The sequence below is a fragment of the Streptococcus sp. Marseille-Q6379 genome, from assembly GCF_965119505.1.
The window spans coordinates 495,847-510,545 of sequence record NZ_CBCPLV010000002.1 but is presented as its reverse complement, the minus strand read 5'-3'; the positions used below and the strand labels follow the sequence as shown (position 1 = coordinate 510,545).

Genomic DNA, 14,699 nt, shown 5'->3' with positions numbered 1-14,699 from the left:
AGTTTGATTAAGAGAATCGTCAATAGACTGCTTACTTTAGCTTTAAATTATGCTCAGTCATTCTAATGAAGAAGGTGGTGAAAGTGCTAAAAGTCGGAATTTCTGTGTACTTTTTAAAAAAACTAAACGTTTTTTGGAAACGATTTCTAACATATAAAAGGCTTAACCATGTATCTTAGACTTGTTTTTTGAAATCTATTATGGGCATAAGGTTAGTCTTATGAGACTAGAGTTATGCATCTGTAATTGTATTCGCTCCCAAAATCCCTTAACATAGAATAGAGAAATAAAGTTATATTGAAAGGTGTATGTTATGGAAAAGAAAGTTGGATTTAAGTTACACAAGGTCAAGAAAAATTGGGTAACCATTGGAGTTAGTACGCTGTCTATGGTTGCACTTGCGGGTGGAGCCTTTTTGTCAGACCAATCTGCACAAGCAGATGAAGTGTCACTACCTAATGGTGATGGTTTTGAACAAACGGATGCTGGGATTGAATCAAGTGCATCATTGATTAATGAAAGCTATTCACCAACCTTAACAGAAGGTGCTACTTATGTGTCAGCAGTGCCATCTAACTATGGAAGTCAAACAAGCTCAGGCTACGAGTCTTCATCATCTGCCTCAACAGGAGGCTCGTCACAGACTGTAGTTGGTGGTGGATCTGGTCAAGTCAGTTCATCACAAACTTCACAAGTAGTAGGAACACAAAGCTCTAATTCATCACAAACGGGTTCTGCTTACCAATCAAGTAGCAGCTCAGCATCAGTAAGTGCTAGTGCGTCAAGTTCGTCAAGCTCATCAAGTTCAGCTTGGTATTCTTACTCATCTTCATCATCATGGTCTTCATCATCGTCAGCTAGCGGTTTTGCGACAATTACAACGAGTTCGTCTGACTCAAACGGCATTCATTGGAATGGTGGTCGAAACACGACTATCACCATCACGGCCTCAGGAACTACGCCGAATGTTACTATCATTTCGAATTCTAATAAACTGTTTCCAAACATATCAGTAGGGCATTCGAATGGTTCAAATGCTAATGTCACTATCATTTCACAAGGTAACCAGCAAAATAACTCAGGTTACCAAATCATCACAGGTGAGACTAAACCAAGTGTTGATTCGAACAATGCCAAGTCTTCATTTGTCCGTGTAGGCGAAAATCAATGGTATTATTACGATCAATATGGTCAAAAGGTCAAAGGCGAAAAGGTTATCGATGGTAAGGCTTATTACTTCCTTGAAAATGGACTTCAAGCTCGTGACTCACTTGTTAAAGGTAGCGATGGTTACACCTATTACTATGATAAAAATGGTGTGAAAGCTATCAACGGCTTCTATGATTTTGCAGGTTATCGTAAGGATGTACGCTATTTCGATTGTTATGGTCACATGGCTACTGGTCTCCTTGAAATGGGTAGCACAACCTTCTACTTTGATACACAAACAGGTATCCAAGCTAAAGACAAATTTATTCGCTTCTCAGATGGCCGTATCCGTTACTTCATCCCTGATACTGGTAATATGGCTGTAAATACCTTTGTTCAAAATAAAGAAAACCAAGCTTGGTACTACCTAGATGAATATGGTTACGCTGTGACAGGAAAACGTATCATCAATGGTAAAGAATACTGCTTTGACTCAGAAGGCCGTCAAATCAAAGGTCAGATGATGCAACAAGGCAACAAGCAATACTACATTTCTGCCCAAACAGGTGAAATGGCTGTGTCACGCTTTATCTTTGAAAACAACAACTGGTATTATGCGGATGCTTTTGGTTGTCTCGTTCAAGGTGCAAAAGTGATTGATGGTAAACTCTATTACTTCAACAAAGACCACAGCCAATTAAAAGGTGGCTGGGCTGAAGGCCGTTACTATGATGCCGTCACTGGTCAAGCAGTCATCAACCAATTCATTCAAATTGCGGCTAACCAATGGGCGTACCTAAACCAAGATGGTCACAAAGTTACAGGTCTTCAAAATATTAACAATAAAGTTTACTACTTTGGTAGCAATGGTGCTCAAGTCAAAGGTAAATTGCTCACTGTCCAAGGTAAGAAATGTTACTTTGATGCCCACACTGGTGAGCAAGTGGTAAACCGCTTTGTCGAAGCTGGACGTGGTTGCTGGTATTACTTTAACTCAGCTGGCCAAGCAGTGACTGGAAAACATGTCATCAATGGCAAACAGCTTTACTTTGACGGTTCAGGTCGTCAAGTTAAAGGACGTTATGTTTATGTTGGTGGTAAACGCCTCTTCTGCGATGCCAAAACTGGTGAATTGAGACAGCGTCGTTAATTACTATGTACTTTAAAATCTAGAGCGAATTTTTCCTTTTCCTATCTAAATTATTATTATTTTCCTATCATAACTCTAGATGAATAAATAGACGAAAAAGCCAGCATTAGCTGGTTTTTGAGTTTTTTTAGAGAAACTGTCAGTGTACACCCAGATGCTTTTTCATGCTTAAATCCTAATAATTTTGTCCCTCTCATATTCGCAAGGAGGAGCTATAGCCGTGTTATAATGGGTATTATATTTGCATGTAGGAAAAGAGAGTTAGAGGTAGTTATGGGGAACCATCTTCGTTAAGCTCGAGGTGTAACTGACTTCTTAAAGGAGAAAAATCATGGTTATCTTGGCTTGGAGTATCATTGTCATATTATTTATCTTCATTTCGAATTATTACTTTTATAAAACAGACTTCAGACCACGAAAATCCCCATTACTCTATGCCATTATTGAAACCATAGGTGCCTTTTTCACTAGGTGGTAGTACATGGAAAATGAGTAAAAAATAGCAATCAAGCGTTTTGTGGACTACTAAATATGGAAAGCATCGCGACCTCCTAACCCATAAACCACGCATACTTTAGCAGGATTTTGCTAGTCCCCGTAACCAAGCCTTTATTTCATCTTAGAAATGAAGGTTTTTTTATTTAAAAATAAATTAATATTGTTGGATGATTCTATCGTCTAAAAAAGTCTTAGTCCTAACGATTTTAGCTGGTTTTATGTTATCCTTAGTGCATTTGTTCACAAGGTGTATTTATTAGGCAGATTATTAAAGGACGTTTTCTGAGAAAACGAAGGTAGATACATTAAACTGATATTACAGTTGTGTAATTGTATTCCCTTGTCAAATAGCTTATGATAGAAGTAATATAAGGGAAAAAGGTAAATATTATGGAACAAAAAGTACGCTTTAAAATGCATAAAGTGAAGAAGAATTGGGTGACTATTGGGGTGACAGCACTCTCAATGGTTACTGTTGCTGGTGGCACTTTGTTGGCGGACCAACAGGTTCAGGCCGATGAGCAAAATGCTGCCAATCAGTCGGGTGATAGCAGTCAAGATTTGCTTCGAGAAGCGCCTGCCACAACTAATGATGCAGCAACTACAGTAGCACCAACTATTTCAGCAGATGCTAATACTGCGAGCGTGGCTATTCCTGTCGCAGATGCGACTAGCACGACAACCGATGTTACAGATAGGGCAGCGGCACCTACTACAACTGCAGCGACAGTTGATACTAACTCAGGTCAAGCTGCACCAAGTACAAATGTGCAAGCAGCTGCAGCTGATACGAGTGCTACAACGACAGATACAAATAATGCGACTGCAACAGCTACTACAGACCGTGCAGCAACAACTGAGACGGCAAATACAGAAGCTCGTACACGTAGTCGTCGTGCCTTGGCAGAAACTCGTGAAGCCAATACCAATACAGCGACTGGTATCCAATGGATTAACGGCAAACAATACTATGTCAATAGTGACGGTAGTGTGCGTAAGAACTTCGTCTTTGAGCAAGATGGGAAGTCATATTACTTTGATGCTGAAACAGGGGCTCTTGCGACCAAGTCACAGGATGAATTTTCAACAGAACCTATCAAGGCAACTGTGGATTTTTCATCTGGAAATCAGCTCTACAAAAACGATAACAAATCTTTGGACCAACTCGACACCTTCATCACAGCAGATGCTTGGTACCGTCCAAAGAGTATTCTCAAGGATGGTAAGACTTGGACAGCTTCAACTGAAGCGGACAAACGTCCACTCTTGATGGTTTGGTGGCCTGACAAATCAACTCAGGTTAACTACCTAAACTACATGCAAAATCAAGGTCTTGGTGCGGGATCATTTTCAACCAACTCTAGCCAGGAAAGTCTAAATCTAGCTGCTAAAGCTGTTCAGACTAAGATTGAAGAACGTATTGCGCGTGAAGGCAATACAAACTGGTTGCGTACAAGTATCGACCAGTTCATCAAGACTCAGCCAGGTTGGAATAGTAGCACTGAAAATAGTTCCTACGACCACTTGCAAGGTGGACAGTTGCTCTTTAACAACAGTAAGGGTGATACTGGTAACCGTACTAGCTACGCCAACTCTGACTATCGTTTGCTTAACCGCACACCGACTAATCAGACGGGTACACGTAAGTACTTCAAGGACAATTCTATCGGTGGTCTTGAGTTCTTGCTTGCCAACGATATTGATAACTCAAACCCAGCTGTTCAGGCGGAACAACTTAACTGGCTCCACTTTATGATGAATATCGGAAGTATCATGGCCAACGATCCAACAGCCAACTTTGACGGTTTGCGTGTCGATGCCTTGGACAATGTGGATGCCGACCTTCTCCAAATCGCTTCAGATTACTTCAAAGCAGCCTATGGTGTTGACAAGTCTGAAGCCAATGCGATCAAACACTTGTCATACTTGGAAGCGTGGTCTGCCAACGACCCATATTACAACAAGGACACTAAGGGGGCACAACTGCCGATTGATAATGCCCTTCGTAATGCTCTTACCAACCTTTTGATGCGTGATAAAAATACACGTATGCAGCTTGGGGACATGACTGCTTTTATGAATAGTAGTTTGAATCCACGAGGTGCTAACGATAAGAACGGTGAACGTATGGCCAACTATATTTTCACCCGTGCCCACGATACTGAAGCGCAAACCATTATCCAACGTATCATCCGTGATCGTATCAACCCAAGTCTGTTTGGTTACAATTTCACCCGTGATGAAATCAAGAAGGCCTTCGAGATTTACAATGCGGATATTGATAAGGCTCATAAAACTTATGCGTCTTACAACTTGCCATCTGTCTATGCCCTCATGTTGACCAACAAGGACTCTGTAACACGTGTTTATTACGGTGACCTCTACCGTGAGGATGGTCACTACATGGCGAAAAAGACGCCTTACTTTGATGCTATCGACACCCTCTTGCGTGCCCGTATCAAGTATGTAGCTGGTGGTCAAGACATGGAAGTGAAGAAAGTCGGAAATGACGGCCTCTTGACATCAGTTCGTTATGGTAAAGGTGCCAATAACAGAACTGATTGGGGAACTGCTGAAACCCGTACGCAAGGGATGGGTGTCATCATGACCAACAACTATGATTTCCGATTGGGTAGCAATGAAACTGTAACGATGAATATGGGTAGAGCCCACCGTAATCAGCTTTACCGTCCATTGCTTTTGACGACTAAGGATGGTCTAGCAACCTACCTCAACGATTCTGATGTACCTTCAAACCTTCTTAAACGTACCGACTGGAATGGGAACTTGACCTTCAATGCCAACGATGTTTTTGGTGTTGAAAATGTCCAAGTCTCAGGTTATCTCGGTGTCTGGGTACCAGTCGGAGCTAAGGCTAACCAAGACGCACGTACACAGCCAAGTAACCGTGCCAATAGCGATGGTCAAGTTTACAAGTCTTCAGCAGCCCTTGATTCGCAAGTCATGTATGAAGCCTTCTCAAACTTCCAAGCTTTTGCGGACGATCAGCCAGAACTCTACATGAATCGTGTCTTGGCTAAGCACACTGACTTGCTCAAAGCTTGGGGTGTTACGTCTGTTGGACTTCCACCACAGTACGTTTCAAGTAAGGATGGTACCTTCCTTGATTCAACAATTGACAATGGTTATGCCTTTGATGACCGTTATGACATGGCCTTGAGTCAAAATAACAAGTATGGCTCACTTGAGGACCTCCTTAATGTCCTTCGTGCCCTCCACAAAGATGGTATTCAAGCCATTGCTGACTGGGTGCCAGACCAAATTTATAACCTTCCAGGAAAAGAAGTAGTTAATGCCACACGTGTTAACGGCTACGGTTATCACCAACAAGGTTATCAAATTGTGGACCAAGCCTATGTGGCAAATACCCGTACAGATGGTACAGACTATCAAGGTAAATATGGTGGTGCCTTCCTTGATGAGCTTAAAGCTAAGTACCCATCTATTTTCAACCGTGTGCAAATCTCAAATGGTAAGCAATTGCCTACGAATGAAAAGATTACAAAATGGTCTGCTAAGTACTTCAACGGAACCAACATCCTTGGACGAGGTATCAATTATGTCCTTCGTGATGACAAGACCAACCAGTACTTTAATACTTCAGCCAACGGCCAACTCTTGCCAACACCACTTCGTGACACAGGTGCCATCACAAGCACTCAAGTCTTCCAACGTCGTGGACAAGATGTTTACTTCCTTCGTGATAACCAAGTCATCAAGAATGAATTTGTTCAAGACGGTAACGGTAACTGGTATTACTTCGGTGCTGACGGTAAGATGACCAAGGGTGCCCAAAACATCAATAACAAGGATTACTATTTCTTTGATAATGGTGTTCAATTGCGTAATGCCCTGCGTCGTGCTAACAACGGCTATACTTACTATTACGGTCTAGACGGTGCCATGGTTAAGAATGCCTTCGTTGATTTTGATGATAAACGTAAGCAAGTCCGTGCCTTTACAACACAAGGAACCATGGTAGTGGGTAACCTTCATTGGAGTGGTCACCATTTCTACTTTGACCGTGAAACTGGTCTTCAGGCTAAGGATCGCATTGTCCGTACCGATGATGGCAAATTGCATTACTATGCTGCCCAAACAGGTGACATGGGACGTAACGTCTTTGCGACTGATAGCAGCACAGGTAAACGTTATTACTTCGATGCTGATGGTAACACTGTGACTGGTTCACGTGTCATTGACGGTAAGACTTATTACTTTAACCAAGATGGTAGTGTCGGTACGGCCTACAGCAATCGTGCAGATTCTATTATCTTTGAAAATGGTAAGGCGCGCTACATCACACCAGCAGGCGAAATCGGACGTAGCATCTTTGTCTACAACCCAGCAACTAAGGCTTGGAACTACTTTGATAAAGAAGGTAACCGTGTCACTGGACGTCAATACATTGATGGTCACCTCTATTACTTCAAGGAAGATGGTAGCCAAGCCAAGGGTGAAATTATCGAGGAAAACGGTATTAAGTATTACTATGAGCCAGAATCAGGTATTCTTGCTAGCGGACGCTACCTCCAAGTTGGTGATGACCAGTGGATGTACTTCAAACAAGACGGTTCACTGGCTATCGGCCAAGTTCGTGCTGATCATGGATACCTTAAGTACTTTGATAAAAATGGTATCCAAGTCAAGGGTAAAACCATTGTTGAAGATGGTAAGACTTATTACTATGATGCCCACAGTGGAGCTCTTGTCACAAGCAGCTTTGCCGAGATTGCACCAAACCAATGGTCTTACTTCAATACTGATGGCCAAGCCCTTAAAGGCAAGTGGACTATCAATGGCAAGGAATACTACTTTGACCAAAATGGTATCCAATACAAGGGCAAAGCCGTTAAGGTCGGTAGTCGTTACAAGTACTATGACGAAAACGATGGCCAACCTGTAACCAACCGCTTCGCTCAAATCGAGCCTAACGTCTGGGCTTATTTCGGAGCTGATGGCTATGCCGTAACAGGCGAACAAGTCATCAATGGCCAACACCTTTACTTTGACCAATCAGGTCGCCAAGTTAAAGGCGCCTACGTCACAGTCAACGGCCAACGCCGTTACTACGATGCTAACACTGGCGAATATGTCCCAGGAAGATAAGCAGTAGTAGCCCATGTGACTGACTAGAGAACACACAGCCGAGAATGAGGGAAAATTCTCAAGAAGAAAGATCGTGAAAACGGTCTTTTTTTGTCTCACGAAAACCACTAGCTGTGCTAGTGGTTCCGAAAAGCTTTTAGCGATGTATCAAAAAAGTCCCCCTAAAGTGTTATATTAGATAAGGTTTCCCGACCGCTAACTAATATACAAAAGGAGGACCCCTGATGAGACAGGATAATAATAGTTTAGCACATACTACATGGAATTGTAAGTATCATATTGTGTTCGCACCCAAATATCGACGTCAGATAATTTATGGGAAATACAAAGCAAGTATTGGTCAAATCTTACGATTATTATGCGAAAGAAAAGGTGTTGAAATTCATGAAGCAGAAGCTTGCCCAGACCATATTCACATGTTGGTGAGTATACCACCGAAACTAAGTATTTCCTCATTTATGGGATATTTAAAGGGCAAAAGTAGCTTAATGATATTTGATCGACACGCTAATTTAAAGTATAAATATGGGAATCGCAAATTTTGGTGTCGAGGGTTTTATGTTGATACGGTTGGACGAAATCAGAAGCGAATTGAAGAATATATTCGTAATCAATTACAAGAAGACGTGATAGCAGATCAGCTAAGTCTATTTGAGGAGTATGATCCGTTTACAGGTGAGAAGAATAAAAGAAAGTAATCTTAAAGAGACCCGCTAGACGGGTCAGCTAGCAAAGGTGGTGCTGAAGGGAAACCATTCGGTAGGCCTTTAGGCCTCGGCCGGTAGCAGAGGCTTTCAGCCGAAGAGCAAGCCACCCGTTCTCACGGGTGGTTTTGACTGTACTCCTATTTCGATTTTCTTCGAAATACTATTGACAGTGCTTTCAGAAAAGCGTAGAATCTATTTCGAAAAGTATAGAAATAGGTATTATGACTTAAGTCGTACTGATGCTCCGTATCAAGGAAAGGATAAATCAAATGGAAACATTCCTTTTTATGACAATTCTTGCCATGTTAGTTATCGCCATCATAAGTTTTATCGTTCTGAAGAAAAAATGGCAATTTTCAATCAAGCTCTTTTTAGTAGGTCTGATTGGTTTTGCCTTACCTGTCATGATGATTGAAGGACCTATCAATGCTGTGGCTGTTTCTGGTCTTGCTCACTCTTCTAAATGGTTGACCATTATTTATGGAGGACTTATGGCTGGCCTTGTCGAAGAAACAACACGCTATGTGGTGTTTAAGGTCCTTGCTAAGAAAAGAAGGTTGATGACATCTGATATTGTTGCCTACGGTTTTGGACATGGACTTAGTGAATTTATTTTGCTTGGAGTGATGGGGTTATTCACTTACATCATTGCTTTACAGGCCATTCATTCAGGTCAGACCAGTCAATTGCCACCACTTCTTGTGAGTCAGGTCAACCAACTAACAGGCTTTGCTGTGGTTATGTCTCTTTTTGAAAGACTAGTTGCCTTGATGTTACAAGTCTTGCTTACAGCTTGGGATTTTCTGGCAGTCACTAAGCATAAGCTTTCATTCTATTTCTGGGCGATTATACTCCATGCTGCCACTGATTTTTTGGCAGGTGCTTATCAACAAGGGATAGTCAGAAATATCTTATTAATCGAAGTCATGTTAGCTATTTATGTGCTAGGTGTCGGACTTGTGACACGCCAAATTTGGAAAAAGGAGGAAACTCATGGGCTTATCTGAAACCTTAAAAGCCATCTCTGCCCCTGTGAGGAGAGAAATTTTAGACTATCTAAAGTCTGGGCCCAAGTCTGCAGGTGAAATCAGCCAGCAGTTTGACTTGGCTCCCGCAACAGTTTCTCATCATTTGTCTACCTTGAGAAAAGCAGGACTTATTGAAGAAGAAAAGCAGAAGAATTTTATTTACTATAGTTTGAACTTAACCGTTTTTGAAGAAATTTTAACGTGGATTCAGTCACTTGGAGGAAAAGAAGATGAAAAATAATATGCAAAGAGTCATTGGCAATCTAGTAATACTCACACCGGTTATAGTCGGACTAGTCTTTTACAATCAACTCCCAAATCAGGTGGCTATCCATTTTAATGTGGAAGAACAAGCCAATGGTTTTATGGATCGTAATCTAGCAATAGTTGTCCTTCCTTTTATTGCTCTTGTCATTTATAATCTCTTATTTTCATTCTTTAAACAAATAACCATTCCATTCTTAAAAGAGTTTATGTTATGGCTTATCCCAATTTTTTCTGTCGTCATCCAAGGTCTCATATTGACTTTTGCCATGGGCGGACATGTCCAAGTTCGATTGACTGTCATTTGGTTAGTGGCACTCATTTTTCTAGTAATCGGAAATTATCTTCCTAAAAGTATTGGTCTAGCTACTAAAAATCACAGTGAGAGCAGTAACTCAGTAGCGAGAAAGTTAGGTTACCTAATGGTTGCAATGAGTCTTGCCTTGTTAATCAGCCTATGCTTTAACCCCTATACTACAATTATTATTTTAGGTGTTTTTGTAGTTCTAATCTTGAGTGTCTTGTTACCCAATTTTCGCAGTTTAAGAAAGTAATCGTCTGATTACTTTTTTTGTCCGTCTGTGTCATAGATTGGACCATTTATGGCAGAAGGATATTTTTGTTCTTGAATTTGATATGCTAGATGTGTATAATGATGTCACAGCGAACTATTAAAAGAGGTCGTTGCTCATGACAACACAAACAATTAACCAATTTAATTCACTTGCTCGACCTAATCTTGCTACAGGTTATAGGAGGTAATCTAGATGACAAAAAGCAATAACACGCAAATTACGGATATCTTAAACAATATCTATAATCTGATTGTAAATCCAGAAACAACTGAAAATGAGAGAGAATTGCTCGTAACGTTTAAAAATGAAATAGAAGTTGGAAAGAAGGATAATGATGAACTTCTTGCAGAATTATGCAGAGCTATTCAAGTTCTAGCAGTTAGCAATCTTTCTAAAGGCAAATCACTGAGTTCTGGAGTGAGTGACTTGAGTAAGACTCTTACAGAATTCCAAGAAAAATCAGAGCGTAACATTAATCTAGCAATAGGATTAACATCACTCGGCAGTTTGTCTTTTAAATGATTTATCTGCTTGTGATGATTAGTAAAATGACCAAAAAGATCAACTGAATTCAACCTGCTAAGTTGGATTTAGTTGATCTTTTATTGTGCTTATCTTAAGTGTCATAATACCCAATTTTCGCTATTTAAGAAAATAAAGAGAAGTAATCGTTTGATTACTTCTTTTTGTCTCCCAAAAACATCTTGCTAAAATCAGTGTTCTAATGATATAATACAAGTGTATTAATCTAATTTTCTAAGGAGTATTTATGAAAAATCGTAAGAAAATTATTCTTGGTTCCATAACGGGAGCTTTGGCCTTGGCTCTTGCTGGAGGCGGTTTTTGGGCCTATAAAACCTTTGTCCCACAAGAGACACCGATTGACAAGAATGCTACTGTAGCCTCAAATTTTTACCAAGCTGTTAACAAGGACTGGCTCCTAAAAACCAAAATTCCTGTTGATTCTCCAAGCATTGATAGTTTTTATACATTAGATGAAGATGTCAAAGGGAAGCTAAAGAAGGATATCAAAAATTTAGGGGAAGGAAAGGAATCTTCAGACATTACGGGGATGTCTGAGTTTATCACTTTCTACAAGGCTGCTAGTGATTACAAGCAGCGTGAGAAAGATGGACTAGAACCTCTCAAACCTTATCTAAAAGAAATTGAGGATATCAAGGATCTAAATGATTTGGCCAATAAATCTGCTAGCTTAACTGATAAAGGGATTCCTATTCCATTTGGTTATGACGTAGGAACTAACGCAGAGAATACCAGCCAGAAACAAATCCAATTGACCCCTCCAAGCATCTTATTGCCAGATGTGTCTATTTATAAAGATGAGTCGAGCAAGAAACAATATTTGACTCCAATCGAGACAGCCACGCAAAAAGCTTTGGAAATGCTTGGATATAGTGAAAAAAATAGTAAACGCATTGTCAAAGAAGCACTGGAGTTCGACGAAATCATTGCTAGGTACAGTCTCAGTAACGAAGAGATGTCTGAGAGTAAGAATTTGGTTCATCCTAAAACGGCAGAAGAGATTAATGCCTACTCTGGTTCCTTCAAATTATATGATGTCATCAAAGGCATTATGGGACGTGATTTAGAAACCATCAATGTCCCTAATACCAAGTATTTTGAGAATTATAGTAAGGTCGTTAATCAGGACAATTTTTCTAAAATAAAATCATGGATGTTGGTGCAAGAAGCTATGGCAGCGTCAAATTCTCTAACAGAAGATTACCGCTTAAATTTTCAATCGATTAGTATGGCTATTATGGGCACACAGAAGCCAATTTCTAAGGAAGATACGGTTTACGAGATGAGTGTCAATCTGTTTAGCGATGTCATGAGTGTCTATTATGGACGTAAATACTTTGGTGAGGAAGCCAAGACTGATGTGACAGGCATGATTGATAAAATCAAAAATGTCTATCGTGGCCGTCTCCAACAGAATGATTGGTTGACGGAAGAAACACGTAACAAGGCCATCGAAAAGTTGGATAAAATGAAGGTTTTTGTAGGTTATCAGGAAGATGTGGATCCTGGAACCAAAGAATTACATCTTGACCCTAACAAGTCCTTCTTTGAGTTGTCAGAAGACATTGCCCAGTTCGGAAAACGTTATACCATTGACCATTTTGATGAGCCTATTGATAAGAATAAATGGTCTGGTTCTGCTTTTGATATCAATGCCTATTACAACCCAGAAAGCAATAGCATCAACTTCCCAGCTGGCATTTTGCAAGCTCCATTTTATGACAAGAACCAAAGTACTGAAAAGAACTATGGTGGTATCGGTGTCGTGATTGGACATGAAATTACCCATGCCTTTGACTCCAATGGTGCCGACTATGATGAGAACGGCGACATGCATAACTGGTGGACAAAAGCAGATAGTAAAGCTTTCGACAAGAGGATCAAAGCCTTTGAAGACCAGTGGAATGGTTTGGAAATTTACGGGACTAAGGTAAATGGAAAACTCACAGTCACTGAGAATGTCGCAGATGCTGGCGGTCTTTCATCCACACTCCAAGTGCTCAAAACAGATATGACAAAACCTAACCTCAAGGATTACTTTGAGAACTACGCAAATATTTGGAAACAAAAGGCTAGCCTACAGTACAATAAATATACCATGGTACAAGACGTCCACGCACCAAATGAGTTACGTGTTAACCAACAACTTAAAAACCTTCCTGAGTTTTATGAGGCCTACCCTCAAATCAAAGAAGGGGATGCTATGTACTTAGCACCAAGTAAACGCATTAGTTTGTGGTAAAAAGTCTTGCTATTTTGGAAATCAAGAAGAAGAGAATTTGAAATGGAAACATTCCAGATTCTCTTTTTATGTTGTCGCTTTGGGGAATCATTTTCTAGTGTTATAATGTTGCTATTAAGGAAAGGATTCAAGAATGAAGCATAAAAGGAATCTGATAGAAGATAATAAAAGAGGTGAGAATCAAAGCTTTCTCTACTTCCTACACGAGGAGAAAAAATTTGACGTAAAGGCACTTGATGATTTGTGTCACTACATCATAGAACTGGATACAATCAGCCTAGAGCAGTTGAGAGATATTCATTATATTGAAAATCAAATACTACGCCATCTCGTGTATCATTTTGATGATAATGATTTAAGTAAAATCTCAAATCTCCCTTTTGAGTACTGGGAGCATATAGAGCCCTTTGAACGTTTGGTGGCATGTTTGTATGAGGGTGATGGTGAGGAAGAATAGTTAATCTTATACTAGTTTCAACTTTGTAGACCATCAGTAAAGGAGTATAGATGAAACATCGTATTGCAATTTTGTCAGATATTCATGGGAATACAACAGCTCTTGAAGCAGTTATTAAGGATGCACAAGAGTTGGGTGCAACAGAATATTGGTTAATGGGGGATATTATATTACCTGGACCAGGAAGAAATGAACTCTTTGAGCTTCTGTCTTCTATCCCGATAACAGCTACCGTTCGAGGAAATTGGGATGATTGTGTTTTGGAGGCTTTAGATGGGGAATATGGTCTGGAGAATCCACAAGAAGTTCAGCTCTTGCGACTTACCCAGTACTTGATGGAAGAATTGGATACTGAATATGTTGATTGGATACGTTCTCTGCCTCTGGTTTTGAAGAAGGAAATCAATGGGATTCGTTTTTCTTTGACGCATCACTTACCGGAGAAGAACTACGGAGGTGAGTTACGTCCAGCTAATGATACCAGTCATTTTGATCAGTTATTAGATGATCAAACAGATATGGCGATTTACGGTCATGTGCATAAGCAATTGCTTCGTTATGGTAGTAAGGGGCAACAGATTCTTAATCCTGGTACGATTGGGATGCCCTATTTTGATTGGTCACCCCTGCAAAATCATAGGGCTCAGTATGCCATAATCGATGTCGAAGAAGATGGTGTTACTAATCTCCAATTTCGAAAGATTGCCTATGCTTATGAAGCAGAGTTGCAGTTAGCCAAAGACAAACAGTTGCCTTATATCGAGCTTTATCAAGAATTACGAAGAAATGACAATTATCCAGGCCATAATAAAAACTTGCTCGAGCGTTTAAATCAACAGTATGGCTATGCTAAAGATGTCAAGAAATATTTTGACTTGAAGTAGATTGATGATAGAGATTTTGCCGGTAGCCTTACTAGGTTTTAGACAAAAAGAAAACACCAGAAAAAATGATTT

General features: G+C 40.2%; 10 protein-coding genes. All 10 read left to right on the top strand.

Annotated features, from left to right (window positions below):
* The first annotated feature begins 313 nt into the window (after positions 1-313).
* On the top strand, positions 314-2,299 hold the full coding sequence (locus tag ACWPVZ_RS09055; protein WP_454381864.1) for a KxYKxGKxW signal peptide domain-containing protein: 1,986 nt from the start codon (positions 314-316) through the stop codon (positions 2,297-2,299).
* Positions 2,300-3,187: 888 nt separating this feature from the next.
* On the top strand, positions 3,188-7,927 hold the full coding sequence (locus tag ACWPVZ_RS09050; RefSeq protein ID WP_454381863.1) for a glycoside hydrolase family 70 protein: 4,740 nt from the start codon (positions 3,188-3,190) through the stop codon (positions 7,925-7,927).
* A 224-nt stretch (positions 7,928-8,151) separates the two neighbouring features.
* The gene (gene tnpA, locus ACWPVZ_RS09045; protein ID WP_002891962.1) at positions 8,152-8,625 is read left to right on the top strand and encodes an IS200/IS605 family transposase; all 474 of its coding nucleotides are present in this window, start codon (positions 8,152-8,154) and stop codon (positions 8,623-8,625) included.
* Positions 8,626-8,903: 278 nt separating this feature from the next.
* On the top strand, positions 8,904-9,641 hold the full coding sequence (locus tag ACWPVZ_RS09040; RefSeq protein ID WP_454381862.1) for a YhfC family glutamic-type intramembrane protease: 738 nt from the start codon (positions 8,904-8,906) through the stop codon (positions 9,639-9,641).
* On the top strand, positions 9,628-9,903 hold the full coding sequence (locus tag ACWPVZ_RS09035; protein ID WP_002891308.1) for an autorepressor SdpR family transcription factor: 276 nt from the start codon (positions 9,628-9,630) through the stop codon (positions 9,901-9,903). The genes ACWPVZ_RS09040 and ACWPVZ_RS09035 overlap by 14 nt, the downstream gene beginning before the upstream one ends.
* The gene (locus ACWPVZ_RS09030) at positions 9,893-10,480 is read left to right on the top strand and encodes a DUF1648 domain-containing protein (protein WP_454381861.1); all 588 of its coding nucleotides are present in this window, start codon (positions 9,893-9,895) and stop codon (positions 10,478-10,480) included. The genes ACWPVZ_RS09035 and ACWPVZ_RS09030 overlap by 11 nt, the downstream gene beginning before the upstream one ends.
* A 213-nt stretch (positions 10,481-10,693) precedes the next feature.
* Positions 10,694-11,023, top strand: coding sequence for a bacteriocin immunity protein (locus tag ACWPVZ_RS09025; protein ID WP_183135768.1), 330 nt, complete (start codon positions 10,694-10,696; stop codon positions 11,021-11,023).
* Positions 11,024-11,270: 247 nt separating this feature from the next.
* Complete coding sequence (locus ACWPVZ_RS09020; RefSeq protein ID WP_454381860.1) at positions 11,271-13,286, top strand: M13 family metallopeptidase; 2,016 nt, start codon at positions 11,271-11,273, stop codon at positions 13,284-13,286.
* A gap of 133 nt (positions 13,287-13,419) precedes the next feature.
* The gene (locus tag ACWPVZ_RS09015) at positions 13,420-13,743 is read left to right on the top strand and encodes a hypothetical protein (RefSeq protein ID WP_342988597.1); all 324 of its coding nucleotides are present in this window, start codon (positions 13,420-13,422) and stop codon (positions 13,741-13,743) included.
* Positions 13,744-13,793: 50 nt separating this feature from the next.
* Entirely contained in the window at positions 13,794-14,627 is an 834-nt protein-coding gene (locus tag ACWPVZ_RS09010) for a metallophosphoesterase family protein (RefSeq protein WP_070577005.1), read from the top strand.
* The last annotated feature ends 72 nt before the right edge of the window (positions 14,628-14,699 follow it).